Raw genomic sequence first — 19,968 nt, 5'->3', positions numbered from 1 at the left:
CCGGACCGATCGGGACTGCCGTCAGGGTTCGCAGTCGCTGTCGACGGGTCGGGAGGTGGGCGCATGGCCGTGCCCTCCCTCGAGCCTGCGCTGCGCCCCGTGCCGGACGCCGAGCCCGCGCTCGCCGCGGTGCTCGAGCACAGCTCCGGGCTGATCTTCGTCATCGACGACGAGCGCGTCATCCGCTGGGCGAGCCCCGCGGTGCTCTCCCAGCTGCCCACGCCGACGCTGCCGCTGGTCGGCACCAACGGCAACCGGCTCATCCACCCCGACTCCGCCGCGGTCGCCCGGGCCGCGGCCGAGCGCTGCCGGCACACCGGCGAGCCGCAGGTGGTCGAGCTGTGCCTGCTGCTCGGCAGCCAGGGCGCGGAGTCGGCCTACGAGGCCAAGCGCTGGTTCGAGGTCACCTTCAGCAACCTGCTGGGCCACCCGCAGGTGCGCGGCCTCGTGGTCGACGCCCACGACATCACCGAGCGGGTCGCCCACGAGAAGGAGCTCGAGCACCTCGCCTTCCACGACCGGCTGACCGGGCTGCCCAACCGGCTGCGGCTCGAGCGCGAGCTCGCCGAGGCGTCCGACGACGGGCGGCTGCGCGCCGTCCTCGTGCTCGACCTCGACGGCTTCACGCGGGTCAACGACCGGCTCGGCGTCGCCGCGGGCGACGCGGTTCTGCGCTCCACCGCCTTCCGGCTGCGGCGCGAGGTGCGCGCCGCCGGGCTCGCCGCCTTCCTCGGTGGCGACGAGTTCGTCGTCGTGCTGCCCTCGGTGACCTCGACCGCCGAGGCCGTGCTGCTCGCCGAGCGGCTGGCCGGCGCCCTGTCCGAGCCCATCCGGGCCGACGAGGAGATGGTGACGGTCGGCGCCAGCGTCGGGGTCGCCGTCGACGAGCCCGACGGGATCCACGGCGACGAGCTGCTGCGCCGGGCGGGCACCGCGATGCACGAGGCCAAGCGGCGCGGCGGCGGCTGCGTCGCGGTCTTCGACGCCGACGGTGCCGCGCGCGCCGCGCAGCGCCTGCGGCTCGCGGCCGGGCTGGTCGAGGCCGAGCGGCGCGGCGAGCTGCTCCTGCACTACCAGCCCCTGCTGCGGCTGCGCGACGACTCGGTCGTCGAGGCCGAGGCGCTGCTGCGCTGGCAGGCGCCCGACCGCCTGGTGCCGCCCGACGAGTTCATCCCCGTCGCCGAGGAGACCGGCCTGGTCGTCGGCCTCGGCCGGTGGGCGCTGCAGCAGGCGTGCGGCGACCTCGCGGCGCTGGCGCTGCCCGGCGCCCGGCTGGCGGTCAACCTCTCGGCCCGCCAGCTGCACCACCCCGCGCTGGTCAAGTCGGTCGAGGCGGCGCTGCAGCGCTCGGGCGTCGACCCGGCCTCGCTGATCGTCGAGCTGACCGAGAGCGCCGTCGTCGAGGACCCCGACGCGGCGCAGAGCGTCCTCGGCCGGCTCAAGGCCCTGGGCCTGCAGCTGGCGCTCGACGACTTCGGCACCGGCTACTCGTCGTTGAGCTACCTGCTCCGCCTGCCCGTCGACATCTTGAAGGTGGACCGGTCGTTCGCCGCCGACCTCGCGGCCGACGACCGGACCCGCCGCCTGCTCGGCAGCATCGCCGCGCTGGCGCACGACCTCGGCATGTCGGTGACGGTCGAAGGCGTCGAGACCGAGGAGCAGCTCGCCGCCGTGCGGGCCGCCGGCGCCGACACGGCGCAGGGCTGGCTCATCGGTCGGCCGGTGCCGCTGGCCGAGCTGCGGACCCGGCTGCTCGCGTCTCCGGCATCGTGACGGCCAGCGCCGTGCACAGTGCCAGCACGACGGCCCCTGCAGCGAAGGCGGCGGGGTAGGACACCTCCTGCGCGAGCCAGCCCGCGATGACAGGGCCGGAGATCGCGCCGACGTCGCTGGCCATCTGGAAGGCCGCGACGACCGTGCCGCCGCGCCCGCGCACGATGTCGCCGACGACCGCGCCCGACGCGGGGCTGATCAGCGCGAAGCCCGCGCCCATCAGGGCCATGGCGACCAGGAACACCCACGTGCTCCCGCACACCACGAGGACCACCGAGCTCGCCGTGGCGACGGCCAGCCCGGTGCTGAGCGTGAACCGCCGCCCGCCGCTGTCGGTCAGCCGCCCGGCGGGCAGCAGCAGCAGGGCCTGGGCCGCCGACGACACGGCGAAGCCCGCGCCGGTCCACCCGGCGCCGGCGTGCAGCGCCTCGACGACGAACAGCGGGATCAGCGAGCTGCGGATGCCGAACGCCACCCAGCCGCTGCCGAGGCTCGCGCACAGCGCCGTCACGTACCCGCGGCTGCGCAGGGCCTCCGCCAGGCTCGTACGCTGCGGTGCCTCCGCGTCGCCCGCCTCCTGCTCGTCGACGCGGCTGTGCGCGAGGAACGCCATCGCGATGGCGCCGGCGACCGCGAGGGTCGCGGCGTAGACGAAGAACGGCGCGCGGATCGACCACTGCGTCAGCGGCCCGCCGAAGGCCGGCCCGGTGACCCCGCCGAGGATGAAGCCGCCCTGGTAGACGCCGGTCGCGCGGCCGCGCAGCTCGCGCGGGGTGACACGGAGCAGCAGCGCCATGGCCGACACCGTGAACATCGCCGAGCCGACCCCGCCGACCCCGCGCAGGAGCACGAGCTGCAGGTAGGACTGCGAGAGCCCGGCCAGCGCGCTCGACACTGCGACGATCGCGATGCCGACCGCGAGCACGAGCCGCTCGCCGAGGGCGTCGACGAGCCGGCCGCCGGCCAGCGCGAACGCCAGGCGGGTCAGGGCGAAGGCGCTGACGACCGCGCCGGCGGCCGCCTCGCCCACGCCGAAGTCGCGGGCGAAGACGGGGATGGACGGTGCGACGACGCCGAAGCCGACGGCCACCGCCACGGCGACGGCTGACAGGACGGCCACCTCAGCGGGGAGCCCGGCGAAGAGGCGGCGCACCGGCCGGATCCTACGTGGGTCGGCTCCTACGCAGCGCCGCGGCGTCCCCGTCGCATCCGCAGGTAGTCGCTGACGACGTAGGACCCCAGTCGGTCGGCGGAGGGCTGGAGCACCCGGCCCCCGTTGCGCCGCGCGACCTCCTGCACGAAGGCGACCAGCCGCGGGTCGTCGTCGAGCAGGAAGACGTTGAGCGGCACTCCGCGGCGCGTCATCCGGTCGACCTCCGCCACCGTCGCGGTGATCGTCTCGGGCTCCGGCGGCCACGCGAACCACGGCTGGCCGTTGGGCAGCAGGTGGGCGGTCGGCTCGCCGTCGGTGACGACGAGGACGACCGGCTCGCTGTCCTTGTGCTTGTCGAGGAAGCGCCCGGCCAGCATCAGCGCGTGCTGCAGGTTGGTGCCCTGCACCATGTCGGCGTCCAGACCGGCGAGCTCGCCGGGCTGGAGGACCCGCGCGTAGGACGAGAAGCCGATGATCTGGATGGCGTCCTGGGGGTACTGCCCGCTCACCAGCGCGTGCAGCGCGAGGGCCGTCTGCTTCGCCGCGCCCCACGTGTCGCGCAGGACCATCGAGTAGGACAGGTCGACCAGCAGGCACACGCAGGCCGAGGACCGGCGCTCGGTCTCCACGACCTCGAAGTCGTCGACCCCGACCTTCAGCCGGCCGCCCGCGTAGGCACCACGGCGTACGGCGTTGGTGAGCGTGCGCACCACGTCGATCGGCTGCTCGTCGCCGAACTGCCACTGCCGCGAGGCGCCCGTCGGCTCGCCGGCAGCGCCGGCGTCGTGCACGTCGTGGCTGCCGCGCCGCGGGGACTGCATGTCGCTGAACACGCGGCGCAGCGCGGTCTGGCCGAGCCGCCGGATCGCCTTGGCGGTCAGCTGCGTCTCGCCGCCCGAGCGCGAGAGGTAGCCCTGCTGCTCGAGCTCGCGCTCGAGCCGGCGCAGCGCCTCGAGGTCGTCGACGGCCTTGCGGCCGAGCGCCCGGCGCACGGCGTCCTCGTCGATGTCCTCGAGCGAGGCGCCGGGGTAGTCCTGGCCGAGCGACTGCTCGAGCTCGTCGAGGTCCGCGAGCTCCTGCAGGGCGCTGGTCGCGTCGCCGAGGCCCATGCCCTCGCCCTCGCCGCGCATGCGCTGGCGACCGTTCCAGTCGAGGTCGGGGCGCCGGCCGCGCAGCTGGCCCTGCAGCTGGGCCATCTGGTTGGCGAGGTCCATGTCCTGCATCGCCTGCTCCATCAGCGACTGCAGCTCGGCGCGCTGCTCGCGCGAGAGCGAGTTGAGCAGCTGCTGGGCCGCGGCCGCCCGGCGGGCGAGGGAGTCGACGAGCTCCTCGAGGTTCTCCGGCGCGTCAGGGAAGAACTCGCCGTGCTTGGCCATGAAGTCGTCGAAGTCCTGCTGCGTGTGCTCGCCGCGGGAGTCCTTGGCCAGCATCTCGTTGAGGTCCGAGAGCATGTCCTTGACGCCCTGCATCGCCGACGGGTCCTGCGACTCCAGCGCCTGCTTCATGCCGCGGAACTGGGTGTCGAGCACCTCGCGGCGCAGGAGGTCCTGCAGCTGCTCGAAGGTCTGGCGCGCCTGCGGCGACTGCCAGTCGTAGTCGGCGAGCTCCTGCACGGCGCGCGAGGTCTCCCTCGGGAGGGCGTCGAGCTGGGCCTCGCGGAAGCGGGCGTCGTCGCTCGGCCGCGGGAAGAGCTCGGCGCGCTCCTCGCCGACGGCCTTGTCGACCAGGCGGCGGGCCTCCTCGAGCGTCCCGTCGAGCCGCCCCTGCTTGCGCAGCCGGTTGCGCTGCTCGCGCGCCCGGCGCAGCAGGTCGTCGAGGCCCCGTCGCCCGTCCATGCCGCCGCGCAGCAGCTCGCGGAGCGCCTCGCGCAGCGAGGCCCCCTGCAGGACGTCGTCGCCGAGGGCGTCGAGCGCACGGCGTACGTCGTAGGGCGGCGCGAGCGGGTCGGGCCCGTCGTCGTACTGCCCGTAGCGCGCGACCACCTCAGGCCCCGTAGAGGGTGCGCGAGCCGCCGGCCGCCTCGCCCTCCTCCTTGGAGATGCGCCGGTTGAGGAACAGGCCCTCCATCGCGAACTCCAGCGCGCTGGCCGCGAAGGCGGGGGAGTCGACGTCGTCGGCCATGCCGAGCTGGCCGAGCACGTGGCCGAGCCCAGGCAGTGCGCCCACCTGCTCGAGCAGCCGGGTGCCGGGCACGAGGTCGCCGGTCTCGACGACCAGGCCCTCGTCGAACTTCTCGAGCAGCGCGGACAGGTCACTGGCGGCGAGGTGCGCGCGGAAGGTGTCGACCGTCGCGCGGCGCAGCAGGTGCATCAGCACCTGGCGCTCGTTGCCCTCCTCGCTGACCTCGAACTCCACCTTGCCCAGCAGCGTGTCGACGACGGCCGGCAGGTCGCTGTAGCGGGCGACGGCCGGCTCCTCGCCGGTGATCGCCGAGCGGCGCAGCGCCGAGGCGGCGACCGTCTCGGCGGCGGCGACGGCGAAGCGCGCCGAGACGCCGCTGCGCGCGTCGACGGAGGGCGAGTCGCGTACGAGCCGGGTGAAGCGGGCGACCGTCTCGACCAGGTGCGCCGGCACGTGCGCCGCGAGCTGCGCCTCCTGGTCGACCAGGTCGACCTCGCTGTCCAGCGAGAGCGGGTAGTGGGTGCGGACCTCGGCGCCGAAGCGGTCCTTCAGCGGGGTGATGATGCGCCCGCGGTTGGTGTAGTCCTCGGGGTTGGCGCTCGCCAGGAGCATCAGGTCGAGCGGCAGCCGCAGCTGGTAGCCGCGCACCTGGATGTCGCGCTCCTCGAGCACGTTGAGCAGGGCGACCTGGATGCGCTCGGCGAGGTCGGGCAGCTCGTTGATGGCGAAGATGCCGCGGTTGGTGCGGGGGACCAGGCCGTAGTGCACCGTCTCGGGGTCGCCCAGCGTGCGGCCCTCGGCCACCTTGACCGGGTCGATGTCGCCGATGAGGTCGCCGACGCTGGTGTCGGGGGTGGCGAGCTTCTCGCCGTAGCGCTGGGAGCGGTGCTTCCACGCCACGGGCAGGTCCTCGCCGGTCTCGGCGAGCAGCGCCAGGCAGCGCCCGCAGACCGGGGCGTAGGGGTGGTCGTTGATCTCGCAGCCCTCGACCACGGGAGTCCACTCGTCGAGCAGGGTCACCAGCGTGCGGATCAGGCGGGTCTTGCCCTGGCCGCGCTCTCCGAGCAGCACCAGGTCGTGGCCGGCGAGGACGGCGCGCTCCAGCTGGGGCAGGACGGTGTCGTCGAAGCCGACGATGCCGGGGAAGCGCTGCTCGCCGGAGCGCATGGCGGCGAGCAGGTTCTCGCGCAGCTCTTCCTTGACGGTGCGGTGGACATGGCCGTCGGCGCGCAGGGCGCCCAGGGTGGTGGCTCGGGTCACCTCCCGACCGTACGTCCGCTCCGCCACCTCTCGCGAGACCAGATCCGTCCGCGCACCGCGTAACCGTGTGGCGGCGTGGCGGGGAATGCGGCGCCGGTCGGTCGCGCGCAGATGCGCTCGACTCGTCGGAGGGACATCAGCGGTAGGGAATGCGGGCCGGCGGTAGCCGATCTCCTACCGCCCGCCCCGCGCTGCTACCGCTCACCGCTCTGCGGGCACGCGAGCGGTAGCAGAGGTACGCCGGCGGTAGCTCCGCCGCTAACGCTGGGATGCGCCCGCTACCGCTGGGCTGCGTTCGCTACCGCTCGCCTGTGCCCAGCCCCCCGCGCAGCGAGGCCGCCGTCCCCGGGAGGGGACGGCGGCCTCGACGTGCGTGCGGGTGGAACTACTCCATCGCGAAGACGGGCGCGATCTCGCTGGCCTCCTCGGCCGCCTTGTCGCTCGGCGGCACGGGACCGCGGCCCCGCAGCGGGACCTCACGGAGCAGCAGCGCGAAGACGAACGCGACGGCCGTGACCGGGACCGACCAGAGGAAGACGCTGTGCAGCGCCTGCACGAGCGACTCGACGACCTGGCCGTGCGCGGGCTCGGGCAGGGCCTGGATCGCGGCGGGGTTCTCGAGCTGCTTCGGGTCGCCGAGGCGGGAGAGCTCAGTGGCCGGCACGCGGTCGGCGATCTCGCTCGAGAGCCGCGACGAGAGCACGGCGCCGAGGATCGCGATGCCGAGCGTGCCGCCCATGGACCGGAAGAACGTCGACATCGAGGTGGCGACGCCGAGGACCGAGAAGTCGACAGCGTTCTGCACGGCGACCATGAGCACCTGCATGATCAGGCCGACGCCGAAGCCGACCACGAACATGTAGGACCCGGAGACCCAGCCGGAGGTGTCGCTCTCCATCGTCGAGAGCAGGAAGAGCCCGAGCGTCAGGATCGCGGTCCCGATGACCGGGAAGACCTTGTAGCGGTTGATGCGGGTGATGATGCGGCCCGACCCGACCGAGGCGATCATGATGCCGCCCATGAGCGGCAGCATGCGCAGGCCGGACTCGGTGGGGCTCACCCCGTTGACCACCTGCAGGTAGAGCGGGATGTAGATGGTCGAGCCGAACATCGCCAGGCCGAGCGCGAAGCCGATGACGCTGGTGACGCTGACGACGTCGTTCTTGAACAGGCTCAGCGGCAGGATCGGCTCGACCGCGCGGGTCTCGGCCCACACGAAGAGGACGCCGAGGACGAGCCCGGCGGCGAGCAGTGCGACCGAGCGGCCGGCGAACCAGCCGTAGGTGCTGCCGGCCCACGAGAGGTAGAGCAGGACCGAGGTGACGCTGGCCACGAGCAGGGTCGCACCGGTGTAGTCGATCGTGTGCTGCTGGCGGTTGCGCGGCAGCTTGAGCACGAGGGCGACGACGACCAGGGTGACCGCGCCGACAGGCAGGTTGACGTAGAAGATCCAGCGCCAGCTCAGGTGCTCGGTGAACAGGCCGCCCAGCAGCGGGCCCGCGACGCTGGCGAGGCCCCAGACACCGACGAACGGCGCCATGTACTTCGGGCGCTCCCGCGGCGGGACGATGTCGCCGATGATCGCGAAGACCAGCGCCATCAGGCCGCCGGCGCCGATGCCCTGCAGCGCGCGGGTGGCGATGAGCTCACCCATGTTCTGCGAGGCGCCGGCCAGCGCCGACCCGAGCAGGAAGGTGACGATCGCGAACTGGAAGACGGGCTTGCGCCCGAACATGTCGCTGACCTTGCCGTAGAGCGGCGTCGTGGCGGTCGAGGTCAGCAGGTAGGCGGTGGCCACCCACGAGAGCTTGTCGATGCCGCCGAACTCGCCGACGATCGTCGGCAGCGCGGTCGAGACGATGGTCTGGTCGAGCGCGGCGAGCAGCATGCCGAGCATGAGCGCGCCGATGATCGCGTAGAGCGTGCGCTGCGGCGGGTAGGTGGCGGTCGGCGCGGGTGCCGCTGTCTGGGTGCTCATGAGCGCTCCCCGGGGATGTGGCGAGTGGCGTGCAGGGAGTCGGCGGCGGAGGAGGTGTCCTCGGCCAGCCGGTGCAGCAGCTGTGCCAGCTGCGTGACGTCGGCGCGGCTCCACCCTTGGAGCGCGCCGGAGAGGAGGGACCGCCGGACGGCGGCCGCCTCGGTGAGGGTCGAGTCGCCCAGCGGGGTCGTCGCCACGCGGAACGCGCGACGGTCGTCGGCGTCGCGCTCGCGCGCGACCATGCCGAGCCGCTCGAGGACCTGGAGGTGGCGGCTGACGGTGCTGGCGTCGAGGCGCACCTCGCTCGCCAGGTCACCGGGACGCAGCGGGCCGGAGCTGCCGACCGTGTGCAGCACGCCCAGGCAGGCGCCCTCGACCGGCGTGCCGAGCGGGGCCGACTTCAGCACCCGCATCGTCTGCATCAGCGACGCGACCACCGTGTCGAGCTGCTGCTCGTCGAGGTGCTCGCCGGCGGCGCCGCCGGGGCTCGCAGGTGCAGTTGCTTGGGCCATGCAAGCAACGCTACTGCAGTTGGATGCAGCATGCAAGCAGTTTTCGGGGGACTAGCCGGCGTACGGCTTGACGTCCTTCACGACGACGGTGATCTCGCGCCCGTTGGGCGCGGTGTAGGAGGTCGTCGTGCCCACGTGCTGGCCGACGATGGCCGCGCCGAGCGGCGAGGTGGGGGAGTAGACGTCGATGTCGCCGCTGATGCCCTCGCGCGACCCGAGAAGGAACGTCTCGACGTCGCCGGCGACCTCGGCCGTGACGACCATGCCGGGCGCGACGACGCCCTCGGGAGCGGCCGCGACGCCGATGCGGGAGTTCTCGAGCAGCTGGGTGAGCTGGCGGATGCGGGCCTCCTGCTTGCCCTGCTCGTCCTTGGCGGCGTGGTAGCCGCCGTTCTCCTTGAGGTCGCCCTCCTCGCGCGCGGCCTCGATGCGCTTGACGATCTCGGCGCGCGCCGGGCCGCGCAGGTGCTCGAGCTCGGCGGTGAGCCGGTCGAACTGCTCCTGCGTCAGCCAGGCGGTCTGGGCGCTGGTCTCGCTCACGGCATCTCCTGCTGGGTCTCGCTGGTGGGTCGCGCTCCGTGCGCGGCGGTCCTCGCGGTGGACCCACGACTCTATCGTCTCAAGCCGGCGAGCAGCCGACCTCCTCGACGCTGGAGGCGCTGGTGAGCACGCGGATGTCGACGCTGGCGCCGCGGGACCGGGCCCCGGCCGGGAGCTCCAGGGCGGCGCGCCCGACGACCGCGCGGTCCTCGTCGAGGGCGCGCAGGGTGCACCGGACGGCGGCGTCCGGCGGCGCCGTCACGACCACCCGGGCGCGCACGACGCGCGGCGCGACCTCCTCGAAGCCCTGCACCTGGGCGCTGACGGGGTCGCTGCCGCCGAGCGCCACCCAGGCCACCCAAGCGACCGCCAGGACCGCGAGCAGCGCCGCCGCTGCGTACGCCAGCGGCCGGCGTCCCGTGGCCGGCCGGCCGTAGCGGTCGGCGGGCACGCCACCGCCGGCGGAGGTGGTGGAGGGGGTCGGGTTCACGGGTACGGGCTCCGGTGCAGGAGGATGGGTGCCACCGACCACGGTCGGTGCAGGACCGGCGGCAGGCGCCGGTCCGGACGCGCGGTGCGCGGGCCAGGTGCCCGTGTCATCGTCGCACGCGCGAGGAGGGCGAGTGCCGGAGCCGCTGCGACTCCTGGCGGTGCATGCGCACCCCGACGACGAGTCGAGCAAGGGCGCTGCCGCGATGGCGCGCTACGTCAGCGAGGGGGTCGAGGTCCTCGTCGCCACCTGCACCGGTGGTGAGCGCGGCTCGATCCTCAACCCGCGCCTGGCCCACGACGAGGGCGTGCTGGCGAACCTGCCCGCGGTCCGCGCCGCCGAGATGGACGCCGCCCGCGAGATCCTCGGGGTCCGGCAGGTCTGGCTCGGCTTCGTCGACTCGGGCCTGCCCGAGGGCGACCCGCTGCCGCCGCTGCCCGAGGGCTGCTTCGCCCTGCAGGACGTCGAGCTCGCGGCCGAGCCGCTCGTGCGGGTGGTCCGGGAGTTCCGCCCCCACGTGGTCACGACCTACGACGAGCAGGGCGGCTACCCCCACCCCGACCACATCATGTGCCACCGCATCACCGACGTGGCCTTCGACGCCGCGGGCGACCCGGAGGCCTACCCCGGCACCGGCGAGGCGTGGACGCCGCTCAAGCTCTACTACAACCAGACCTTCTCCCGCGGGCGCGTGGTCGCGCTGCACCAGGCGATGCTGGCCGAGGGGCTCGAGTCGCCCTACGCCGACTGGATGGAGCGCTGGGAGACCCGCGCCGAGCGTCCCATCACCACCCGCGTGCCCTGCGGCGAGTGGTTCGCCACCCGCGACCGCGCTCTGCTCGCCCACGCGACCCAGGTCGACCCCGACGGCTCGTGGTTCGCCTGCCCGCTCGAGGTGCAGCAGAAGGTGTGGCCGACCGAGGACTACGAGCTCGCCCGCTCGGTCATCGGGGTGCGTCTGCCCGAGGACGACCTGTTCGCCGGGGTGCGCGAGCACCTCGAGAGGAGCTCCGCATGACGAGCGTCGCAGCGGTCCGGCTGGCCGACACCTTCGACGAGAGCAAGGTCACCCCGGGGGTCCTCGGCTTCCTCGTGGTGGCGCTGCTCGGCGTCGTGCTGGTCCTGCTGCTGCGCTCGATGACCCGGCACCTGGGCAAGGTGCGCTTCGACGAGGACGACGTAGCGCGCGAGGACGAGCAGCGGCGTACGCCTCCGACCCCCTGAGCGCGCGACCGGGGGCAGGGGAGCGCTAGCACCCGATCGGGTGCTTGTGACGGGCGCGGCGGCGTGCCGATGAGTACGCGTCGAGCCGAGTCGCGGCTCCAGCGTCCCCCGGAGCTCTCCCGTGCCACTGACGAGTCGTGCCCGCAGCGTGTGGGCGCAGGCCGCCACCGTCGCCCTCGCGGCGCTCACCCTGACCGGCACGCTCGCCGGCAGTGCGACCGCCGGAACCGCCACTCCCACCCCCGCTCCTGCCGCCGTGACCCGCTCGGCGACCGGCAAGCAGTGCGCCGCCGCCGTCGCCGCGGCGGCCAAGGCCGAGGCGACGAAGAAGGCCGTCGCCGCCAAGAAGGCGGCTGCGGCGAAGAAGGCCGCTGCAGCGAAGAAGAAGGCTGCTGCAGCGAAGAAGAAGGCTGCTGCAGCGAAGAAGAGAGCTTCTGCAGCGAAGAAGAAGGCTGCTGCTGCGAAGAGGGCGCGCCGCGCCGCGCTGAGCGCTGCTGCCAAGAAGGCGGCCGCGGCGAAGAAGGCCGCCGAGGCCGAGAAGAAGGCAGCTGCCAAGAAGAAGGCGGCTGCGAAGAAGATCGTCGCCAAGAAGCCGGTCGCCAGGAAGCCGGTCGCGAAGCAGCCGACCCTGGCGCAGCTCTGCGCCGTGCCGGTCCTGCCGGTGGTGCCAGGCGCTTCCGGTCCGCAGCCCGGCCCGGTGTCGCAGCCCGTCGCGGCGCCGCTGGTGCCGAGCACCCAGCCGCTGGGGCGCACCTCGGCCTCGTTCTTCGGCGTGCACGGCGCGCCGAGCGCCTCGGCGCTCAACGGGTTCGCGAGCATCCGGCTCTGGGACACCGGCACCACCTGGGCCGACCTCGAGCCGGCTCCGGGGGTGTGGAACTGGGCGCCGCTCGACACGGCCGTCTCCAAGGCGGTCGCCGAGGGCTTCTCGCCGCTGCTCGTGCTGGGCCAGACGCCTGCCTGGGCGTCCTCGGACCCGACGGCCCCCGGCGTCGCACAGCGCCCGGGCGCCAGCATGCCGCCGAGCGACCCCGCGCGCTGGAGCGAGTACGTCAGTGCCGTGGCGAGCCGCTACCGCGGCCGCATCGCGGGCTACGAGATCTGGAACGAGCCGAACTTCGTCGGTGACTACTACCACGGCGACGAGGCCTCGCTGGTGCGCCTGACCGCGCTCGCGCACGACGCCGTGAAGGCGGCCGACCCGGCGGCCCTGGTGGTCAGCCCCGGCTTCGCGACGCGTACGAAGGGTCAGCAGGGCTGGGCGTTCCGCTACTTCGACGCCGTCGACATCTCCGACCTCGACGTCATCTCGCTGCACCTCTACCCGATGCCGCAGCAGCTGCCGGAGGACGCGGTGGCCCAGCTGGTCAGCGTCGTCGACGCGCTGCGCAAGCGCGGCATCTCGAAGCCGGTGTGGAACACCGAGGTGAACTACGGCGTGACCGGCGGAACGGCCGACGCGGTGCCGGTGCCCGACCCGCTGGGCGGCGCCTTCATCGCGAGAACGCTGCTCGCCGACCGGGCGGCCGGCATCGACCGGGTGTTCTGGTACTCCTGGGGCACCGCCCGCATCCTCGGCATCTCGGTCGACGAGCACGCCGACGGGCTGACGCCGGCCGCCCAGGCGTGGATGCGCACGGCCGGCTGGCTCACGCGCTCGGTGCTGGTCGGCTGCTCGCAGAGCGGTGACGTGCGGGCCTGCAGCCTGCGTCCCGACTCCGGCGGCTGGGCGCAGGTGCTGTGGTCGACCGCGGACGGCCGCTCCGTCACCGCGAGCAAGGGCACCACTGCGACGGTCGGGCTCTACGGCGACGTGCGTCCGGCCGCCGCGGGCGACTCGATCGCGGTCGGAGCCGTGCCGGTGCTCGTCGTCGGCGGGGGCGCGGACGCTGCGGCTCTGGCGGCCGCGACGCCGCGGGGCTGAGCCCGGCACGAGGTGCCGGCGGCGCGCGCCGCCGGCACCTCGTCCTGCCCGTCCGATCCGTGAGACACTGGGTCCTCCCGAGCGTGCCTAGAACCGACCGGACTCCGAGCGGAGTCGCCGTCCGGCGTTCGCCATCTCGTGCCGCTTCTCGACGTGACGCGTCGACCTGGCTGCCAGCACGTCACGCAGCCGCCGATCTGGGAGTTCCGCATGGCAGGCAAGAACAAGGGCGGCCGCGAGGCCCGCAAGCCCAAGCTCGAAGCGAACAAGAAGACCAAGGGGCAGACCCCGGTGGCCGGCAGCGGCTCCTCGTCAGCCGTCGACCGCACCAGCACCAAGAAGTGAGCCCGGGGGCACCGGCTCGACCCGCGTCCGTCGCGATCCTCTCGACCTACCCGCCCACGCAGTGCGGTCTGGCCACCTTCAGCGCCGCCCTGTACGCGCACCTGGCACCGCTCTCCTCGAGGCTCGGGGTGGTCCGCGTCGTGGACGCCCCTGAGGGCCGCCCCGGCCCCGAGGTCGTGGGCCACCTGGTCAACGGGTCTGCCCGCAGCGCGGCCCGGGCGGTCGACCTGCTCGACTCCTACGACGCGGTCCTCGTGCAGCACGAGTACGGCATCTACGGCGGCCCTGACGGCAGCGACGTGCTCGAGGTCCTCGGGGCCCTGACCGTCCCGGTCGTCTCGGTCCTGCACACCGTGCTCGAAGAGCCGTCCGTGCGTCAGCGGCACATCCTGCTGCGCCTGCTGGAGATCTCCGCCGTCGTCGTGACCATGACGCAGACCGCGCGCGACAGGCTGCTCAGCCGCTACGGCGCGGACCCCGCGAGGGTCGTCGTGATCCCGCACGGTGCCGCCGACACCGGACGCGCCGTCAGGTCGGCCGGCTCCTCCGAGCGTCCGCTGGTCCTGACGTGGGGCTTGCTCGGCCCGGGCAAGGGCATCGAGTGGGCCGTTGACGCGGTAGCCGGCCTGCGCGACCTGGACGTGCGCTACCTCGTGGCGGGCAAGACCCATCCGAAGGTCCTCGAGCGCGACGGCGAGAGCTACCGAGACGGCCTCCGGGCGAGGGTCCGCGAGCGCGGCGTCACGGGGCACGTCGAGTTCGACGACAGCTACCTCGACCTCGAGAGCCTCGCCCGGCTGGTGCGCTCGGCGGACGTGGTGCTGCTGCCCTACGACTCGGTCGACCAGGTCACCTCGGGCGTGCTGATCGAGGCGGTGGCCGCCGGGCGACCGGTGGTCTCCACCGCGTTCCCCCACGCGACCGAGCTGCTCTCCGACGGTCCCGGGCTGGTCGTGCCCCAGCGCGACGCCGCGGCCCTCGAGGCGGCGCTGCGCCGGGTGCTCACCGAGCCGGGCCTCGCCGCCGCCATGAGCGCCTCGGCCGTGCGGAAGGCGCCGGAGCTGCTGTGGGGCGCGGTCGCGCAGCGCTACCAGTCGGTCGCAGACACCCTGGTGGCCGCCGCAGTGGCCGCCGCGTGAGGGTGGCTCCACCCCTCCTGCGCCCCTCCTTCAGCCACCTCCGACGCCTCACCGACGCCGGGGGCCTCTACGAGCACGCCGAGGGCATCGTGCCTCGCACGGCGCACGGCTACTGCGTCGATGACGTCGCGCGCGCCCTCGTGGTGGTGTGCCGCGAGGCGGATCCCGAACTGTCCGGGCTGCAGGAGCAGTACCTCGGCTTCGTGGTGAGCGCCCAGAGCGAGGACGGGACCTTCCGCAACCGGCGCAGCGCCGACCTGCGGTGGTCCGGCGCCTCGAGCACCGAGGACTGGTGGGGCCGAGCGCTGTGGGGCCTGGGCGCTGCGGTACGCCGCCCCGCCAGCTCCACGGCCCGCGAGGCCGCGCTGGCCGCGTTCGAGCGCGGCGCGGTGCTGCGCTCGCGGTGGTCGCGGGCCATGGCCTTCGCCGGGCTCGGCGCCGCCGAGGTGCTCGCGGTGCGCCCGTCCGACCCGCTGGCCCGGGCGTTGCTGGCCGACGCGGCCCGCGCGGTGGGGCGACCTGCGGCGGCGGCCTCCTGGCCGTGGCCCGAGCTGCGCCTGCGCTACGCCAACGCCGCACTGCCCGAGGTGCTGGTCGCCGCCGGCTCGTTGCTGGGCGACCGCTCGCTGCTCGACGACGGCCTGCTGCTGCTCGGCTGGCTGCTCGAGCAGGAGACCCGCGACGGCCACCTCTCCGTCGTGCCGGTGGCGGGCCGCGGCCCGGCCGACCTCGGCGCCGGCTTCGACCAGCAGCCGATCGAGGTGGCTGCGCTGGCCGACGCCTGCGCCCGTGCCCTTGCCGTGACCGGCGACGACCGGTGGCTCGGCGGGATCGAGCTCGCGGCGGCGTGGTTCCACGGGCACAACGACGGAGCGACCCCGCTGGTGGACACGATCAGCGGGGGCGGCTTCGACGGGCTCGAGGTGGACGGCCGCAACGAGAACCAGGGTGCCGAGTCGACGCTCGCCGCGATCTCCACGCTGCAGCACGCCCGCGCCCTGCTGCTGGTCGGCGGGCTCTAGGACCGTGCCGCTACGCTCCGCCCGGCGGCCACGTCGGCGAACAGCGCCGCGTACTCGGCCACCATCCTGCGGGCGGTGAACCGCTCCTCGACGTCGGCCCGGCAGGCCGCCCTCGACAGGTGGGGCACCTGCGCCACGGCGGCCACCGCCTCCTCGACGTCGTCGACGAGGAAGCCGGTAGTGCCGTGCCGCACCAGCTCGGGCATCGATCCGAGCGCGAAGGCCACCACAGGCGTACCCGTCGCCAGCGACTCGACCACCGAGAGCCCGAAGGGCTCGGCGAAGCCGATCAGGTGCAGCAGCGCGAGCGCGCCACCGAGGAGCGCGTCGCGCTCCGCCGGCCCGACCGGGCCCTCGTAGGTGACGCCGTCGTGCCCGACGTGAGGGAGCACCCGCTCGGTGAAGTAGGCGTCGTCCTGGACGATGCCCGCGATCCGCAGTGGCAGGCCGGCCCGGCGGGCCACCTCGACCGCCAGGTGCGTGCCCTTGTCGGGGTGGATGCGGCCGAGGAAGAGCAGGTAGCCCTGCGAGTCTGGCCGGAAGGTGAACTGTGCGGGGTCGATGCCGTGGTGGATGGTCGCGGCGTAGCCCAGGTCCGGGTGCCGGTCGGAGCCGCTGATGGCGACGTAGTGGCTGGTGGCGTCATACCGCCGGTAGACAGGCAGGATCCGCTCGGAGGAGAAGCCGTGCACGGTGGTCACCAGTGGTATGTCGACGAGACGGCTGTAGGTCAGCGGTAGGAAGTCGAACTGGTTGGAGATGACGTCGAAGCTGTCGGCCCGCTCGAAAGCGGCCGCGATGTGCAGACCTTCGTAGACCTTTGCATCGACGGAGGGGTCCTCCTCGTAGCCGCGGGGGGCCTCGGCGTGGAGGCGGCCCGAGGTCGCGGAGTCCGCAGTGGCGAAGAGCGTCACGTCGTGGCCGAGGGCGACCAGACCCTCGGCGAGCGTCGAGGCCACCTGCTCCCAGGGGCCGTAGCCGCGCGGCGGGGCCCGGTGGGCGATCGAGGCGAGGACGGCGATGCGCAGGGGGCGTGAGCTCGGGGTGGTGGGCATGCGGCGATCGTCGCACCCGTGGCGCCGCCTCAGCCCTCACCGCGCGACCCGGAGCCGCCGCCGAGCCGGACCGCGGTGTTGACCAGGCCGACGTGGCTGAAGGCCTGAGGCACGTTGCCGACCAGGCGCTTCCCGACCGGGTCGTACTCCTCGGCCAGGATGCCGAGGTCGTTGCGCAGCCCTAGCAGCCGCTCGAAGACCTCCCTCGCCTCGGCGTGCCGGCCGATGCCGTCGAGGGCGTCCGCGAGCCAGAAGGTGCACGCCAGGAAGGCGCCCTCGCTGCCGGGGAGGCCGTCGACGCCGCCGTCGGCCTCCGGGCGGTAGCGCAGGAGGAAGCCCTCCTGCGAGAGCTCGCGCTGGACCGCGTCGACCGTCCCGACGACGCGGGCGTCGTCCCACGGCAGGAAGCCCACGCGCGGCAGGAGCAGCAGCGCGGCGTCCAGGCCCTTCGACCCGTAGGACTGGGTGAAGGTGCCGCGGTCGCCGTCGAAGCCCTTGCTGCACACCTCGGCGTGGATCTGGTCGCGCAGTGCCCGCCACCGCTCGAGAGGGCCGTCGAGGCCGTGCCGCTCGACGGCCTGGACGCCCCTGTCGACCCCGGCCCACGCCATGACCTTCGAGTGGACGAAGTGCCGCTGGTCGCCGCGCACCTCCCACAGGCTGCTGTCCGGCTCCTGCCAGTGCCCCTCGAGGAAGTCCATCAGCGCCCGTTGCAGCGACCAGGCGTCGTCGGTCGTCTCCAGACCGGCCTCCCGGCCGCGGTGCAGGGCGTCGAGCGTCTCGCCCCAGACGTCGAGCTGGAACTGTCCCGAGGCCGCGTTGCCGATGCGCACGGGCACCGATCCCGCGTAGCCGGGCAGCCAGTCGACGGAGTACTCGGTCAGGCGGCGGGCGCCGTCCACCGCGTACATGATCTGCAGGTCGGCGGGGTCGCCGGCGGCCGAGCGCAGGAGCCACTCGCGCCAGGCGTACGCCTCCGAAGTGAAGCCTCCGGCCATCAGCGCCTCGAGGGTGAAGGCCGCGTCGCGCAGCCACGAGTACCGGTAGTCCCAGTTGCGGGGGCCGCCCAGCTGCTCGGGCAGGGAGGTCGTGGCAGCGGCGACGATGCCGCCGGTGGGGGCGTAGGTGAGCGCCTTGAGCAGCACGAGCGAGCGGCGTACGGCCTCGGCCCACTCGCCCTCGTAGGTGCAGTGGGAGACCCACTCCGCCCAGAACGCGACGGTGTCCTCGAGCGCGCGCTGCGGGTCGACGGGCGTGGGCGTCGGGAGGTTCGAGGCCCGGTGGGTCAGGACGAACGGCACCCTCTCGCCGGCCGCGACCACGAACTCGCCGACCGTGCGCTGGTGCTCGCCCTCGAGCGGCACCCGCGTGCGCAGCCAGACCGCGTCGGGCCCGGCCACCGCGCCGAGGTCGCCGTCGACGTGGCGCACCCACGGCACGATGTGCCCGTAGTCGAAGCGCAGGACGAGCTCGGTACGCATCGGCACCCGCCCCGAGACGCCTTCGACGATGCGCACCACGTCGGCGGCCTCGCCGCGCAGCGGCATGAAGTCGGTGACGCGTACGGTGCCGTCGGGGGTGTCCCACTCGCTGTCGAGCACCAGCGAGTCGTCTCGGTAGCTGCGCCGGGAGCAGGCGCCGCCGGCAGCCGGCGCGACGAGCCATCGGCCGTGCGAGTCGTCGCCGAGCAGCGCGGCGAAGCAGGCGGGGGAGTCGAAGCGGGGCAGGCACAGCCAGTCGACCGAGCCGTCGCGGGCGACGAGCGCCGCCGTGTGCAGGTCGCCCAGCAGGGCGTAGTCCTCGATCGGCTTGCTCACGGGGTCCTCTCGCTCACTGGGCCAGGGTCAGGATGACCTTGACGTCCTCCGGCTGCGCCTCGAACGCCTCGGCGAAGCGCTCGACGGGCACTCGGCGCGAGACCAGGCGCTGGAGCCAGTCGACGTCGGCCTTCGCCAGGGCCTCCGCCCCGAGCTCGTAGTGGTGCAGGTTGGCGTTGACCGAGCCGAAGACCACGTCGTTCTCGAGGACGAGGTCGCGGTTCACGCCGCCCGCGTCGAGCTTGACCGTGCGCCCCCGTGACGAGACCCCGGTGAGGCAGACGATGCCGTAGGGCGCGGTGGCGCTCATCGCCCCGACGACCAGGGGTGCCACGCCGGTGGCCTCGATGACGACGTCCGGCTCACCGGCCGCCCGCAGCGCGGCGTCGAGCCCGTCGGAGTGGTAGGTCGCGCCGAGGTCGCGCACCAGCTCCGGCTTCGGCCCGTCGCCGACCTGGTCGAGGACGTGCACGTCGAGCCCCCGCTGCACGCCGAGGAGGGCGGCGAGCAGCCCGATCGGGCCGGCGCCGGTGACCAGCACGCGGTGCGGCTCGAACCACGACCGGCGCCCGATGTGCTCGACCTCGTCCCACGCCTTCGCCACGACCGTCGTCGGCTCGAGCAGCATGCCCACGTCGGCGAGCCGGGGGTCGAGCTTCACCGCGTAGCCCGGCTCCACCGTCCACCGCTCGCTCGCGTAGCCGTCGAGGGCCTTGATGCCCCGCTCGGTGTAGCGGCCGTTGCGGCACATGTCGAACTGACCGTGGGCGCAGGCACCGCACGGCACCGGGTCGGGCCGGCGCACGACGCCCACGACCAGGTCGCCGGGCGAGAAGCCGGAGCCGTCGGGGGCCTCGCGCACCCGGCCGAGCGACTCGTGCCCCAGCACCAGCCGGTCCTCGCCGGGCGGCGCCCAGCCGTAGTCGCCCGAGGCGATCTCCTTGTCGGTGCCGCAGACCCCTACCGCGAGGCCGTCGACGAGCAGGTGCCCGTCGGCGGCCGCGGGCTCCGGGACGTCGGTCACCTCCACGGAGCCGGAGGTGCCGGGCCTCACCGTCAGTGCGCGCATGGAACTCCCTCTCGTCATGTCGCGGTGCCGCGCCGGCGGGAGCCGGGCACGTCGGCCTGCCAGCCCAGCGCCCACACCTGGTCGGGCTCGTCGACCTCGGGCGCCTCGGCCGCGGCGTCGGCGAGCGCCTCGAGACCGAGCCGCAAGTGCTCGCGGGCGTCGTCGTCGAGCCGGGCGAGCAGCCGGCCGATGCCTGCCCGCCGGTGCCGGTTCATCGCCTCGAGCAGCCGCTCGCCCTCAGGGGCGAGCGAGAGCAGCACCACCCGGCGGTCGAGCTCGTCGCGCCGCCGGTCGAGCAGCCTCTTGCGGACGAGCCGGTCGATGAGCCGGGTCGCGGAGGAGCTGTCGGTGTCGAGCTCGGCGGCGAGGTCGGCGGCACGCAGCGGGCCGCGGCCACCCACGAGCACGAGCACCCGCAGCTGGGAGACGGTGACGTCCTCCGCGTAGGCCGCCAGGGCGCGGGCAGCGATGGCGACGAGCACTCGCCCGCCGCGCAGCACCTCGGTCACCGCTGTCCCGCTCACCACAGCTTCCTTTCCCCGGCGT

At 73.9% G+C, this 19,968-nt stretch carries 18 protein-coding genes; 7 read left to right on the top strand and 11 right to left on the bottom strand.

Going from position 1 to position 19,968, the window contains the following annotated elements:
- Positions 1-63: 63 nt before the first annotated feature.
- Positions 64-1,773: a putative bifunctional diguanylate cyclase/phosphodiesterase gene (locus CLV35_RS00880; protein ID WP_121191549.1), complete on the top strand. Its 1,710-nt coding sequence runs from the start codon at positions 64-66 to the stop codon at positions 1,771-1,773.
- Here CLV35_RS00880 and CLV35_RS00875 read toward each other — a convergent pair.
- The 7 genes from CLV35_RS00875 to CLV35_RS00845 form a co-directional block, all read right to left on the bottom strand.
- The gene (locus CLV35_RS00875; protein WP_183061557.1) at positions 1,709-2,926 is read right to left on the bottom strand and encodes an MFS transporter; all 1,218 of its coding nucleotides are present in this window, start codon (positions 2,924-2,926) and stop codon (positions 1,709-1,711) included. The genes CLV35_RS00880 and CLV35_RS00875 overlap by 65 nt on opposite strands.
- A gap of 26 nt (positions 2,927-2,952) precedes the next feature.
- The gene (locus tag CLV35_RS00870; protein ID WP_121191547.1) at positions 2,953-4,908 is read right to left on the bottom strand and encodes a vWA domain-containing protein; all 1,956 of its coding nucleotides are present in this window, start codon (positions 4,906-4,908) and stop codon (positions 2,953-2,955) included.
- 1 nt (position 4,909) lies between these two features.
- Entirely contained in the window at positions 4,910-6,307 is a 1,398-nt protein-coding gene (locus CLV35_RS00865) for a sigma 54-interacting transcriptional regulator (protein ID WP_121191546.1), read from the bottom strand.
- A 385-nt stretch (positions 6,308-6,692) separates the two neighbouring features.
- Entirely contained in the window at positions 6,693-8,285 is a 1,593-nt protein-coding gene (locus tag CLV35_RS00860; RefSeq protein WP_121191545.1) for an MDR family MFS transporter, read from the bottom strand.
- On the bottom strand, positions 8,282-8,797 hold the full coding sequence (locus tag CLV35_RS00855; protein ID WP_121191544.1) for a MarR family winged helix-turn-helix transcriptional regulator: 516 nt from the start codon (positions 8,795-8,797) through the stop codon (positions 8,282-8,284). The genes CLV35_RS00860 and CLV35_RS00855 overlap by 4 nt, the downstream gene beginning before the upstream one ends.
- Before the next feature lie 51 nt (positions 8,798-8,848).
- Positions 8,849-9,337 carry a transcription elongation factor GreA gene (greA, locus tag CLV35_RS00850; protein ID WP_121191543.1) on the bottom strand — a complete coding sequence of 163 codons (489 nt, stop codon included), beginning with the start codon at positions 9,335-9,337 and terminating at the stop codon, positions 8,849-8,851.
- Between the two features lie 79 nt (positions 9,338-9,416).
- On the bottom strand, positions 9,417-9,827 hold the full coding sequence (locus tag CLV35_RS00845) for a DUF4307 domain-containing protein (protein ID WP_183061556.1): 411 nt from the start codon (positions 9,825-9,827) through the stop codon (positions 9,417-9,419).
- 133 nt (positions 9,828-9,960) lie between these two features.
- Here CLV35_RS00845 and mca point away from each other — a divergent pair, with 133 nt between their 5' ends.
- From mca to CLV35_RS00815, 6 genes are all read left to right on the top strand, one after another.
- Positions 9,961-10,845, top strand: coding sequence for a mycothiol conjugate amidase Mca (gene mca, locus CLV35_RS00840; protein WP_121191542.1), 885 nt, complete (start codon positions 9,961-9,963; stop codon positions 10,843-10,845).
- Entirely contained in the window at positions 10,842-11,051 is a 210-nt protein-coding gene (locus CLV35_RS00835; RefSeq protein WP_121191541.1) for a hypothetical protein, read from the top strand. Before mca ends, CLV35_RS00835 begins: the two co-directional genes overlap by 4 nt.
- A gap of 121 nt (positions 11,052-11,172) precedes the next feature.
- Positions 11,173-12,975: a GH39 family glycosyl hydrolase gene (locus CLV35_RS00830; protein ID WP_147431826.1), complete on the top strand. Its 1,803-nt coding sequence runs from the start codon at positions 11,173-11,175 to the stop codon at positions 12,973-12,975.
- A 153-nt stretch (positions 12,976-13,128) separates the two neighbouring features.
- Positions 13,129-13,320, top strand: coding sequence for a hypothetical protein (locus CLV35_RS00825; protein ID WP_147431825.1), 192 nt, complete (start codon positions 13,129-13,131; stop codon positions 13,318-13,320).
- The gene (locus tag CLV35_RS00820; RefSeq protein ID WP_231121268.1) at positions 13,317-14,459 is read left to right on the top strand and encodes a glycosyltransferase; all 1,143 of its coding nucleotides are present in this window, start codon (positions 13,317-13,319) and stop codon (positions 14,457-14,459) included. Before CLV35_RS00825 ends, CLV35_RS00820 begins: the two co-directional genes overlap by 4 nt.
- 2 nt (positions 14,460-14,461) lie before the next feature.
- Positions 14,462-15,481 carry a hypothetical protein gene (locus CLV35_RS00815; protein WP_231121266.1) on the top strand — a complete coding sequence of 340 codons (1,020 nt, stop codon included), beginning with the start codon at positions 14,462-14,464 and terminating at the stop codon, positions 15,479-15,481.
- Here CLV35_RS00815 and CLV35_RS00810 read toward each other — a convergent pair.
- The 4 genes from CLV35_RS00810 to CLV35_RS00795 are packed head-to-tail and all read right to left on the bottom strand — an operon-like array spanning position 15,478 to position 19,946.
- On the bottom strand, positions 15,478-16,509 hold the full coding sequence (locus tag CLV35_RS00810; protein ID WP_121191577.1) for a glycosyltransferase family 4 protein: 1,032 nt from the start codon (positions 16,507-16,509) through the stop codon (positions 15,478-15,480). The genes CLV35_RS00815 and CLV35_RS00810 overlap by 4 nt on opposite strands.
- Before the next feature lie 56 nt (positions 16,510-16,565).
- Entirely contained in the window at positions 16,566-18,353 is a 1,788-nt protein-coding gene (locus CLV35_RS00805; RefSeq protein WP_121191538.1) for a glycoside hydrolase family 15 protein, read from the bottom strand.
- Positions 18,354-18,366: 13 nt separating this feature from the next.
- Positions 18,367-19,422 carry a glucose 1-dehydrogenase gene (locus tag CLV35_RS00800; protein WP_121191537.1) on the bottom strand — a complete coding sequence of 352 codons (1,056 nt, stop codon included), beginning with the start codon at positions 19,420-19,422 and terminating at the stop codon, positions 18,367-18,369.
- Between the two features lie 14 nt (positions 19,423-19,436).
- On the bottom strand, positions 19,437-19,946 hold the full coding sequence (locus CLV35_RS00795; protein ID WP_183061555.1) for a MarR family winged helix-turn-helix transcriptional regulator: 510 nt from the start codon (positions 19,944-19,946) through the stop codon (positions 19,437-19,439).
- Between the last annotated feature and the right edge of the window lie 22 nt (positions 19,947-19,968).

It is taken from the genome of Motilibacter peucedani (assembly GCF_003634695.1).
GTDB classification, from domain to species: Bacteria; Actinomycetota; Actinomycetes; order Motilibacterales; family Motilibacteraceae; genus Motilibacter; species Motilibacter peucedani.
Note: the sequence above shows the minus strand (reverse complement) of the source record. Positions and strands in the feature narration are given on the sequence as shown.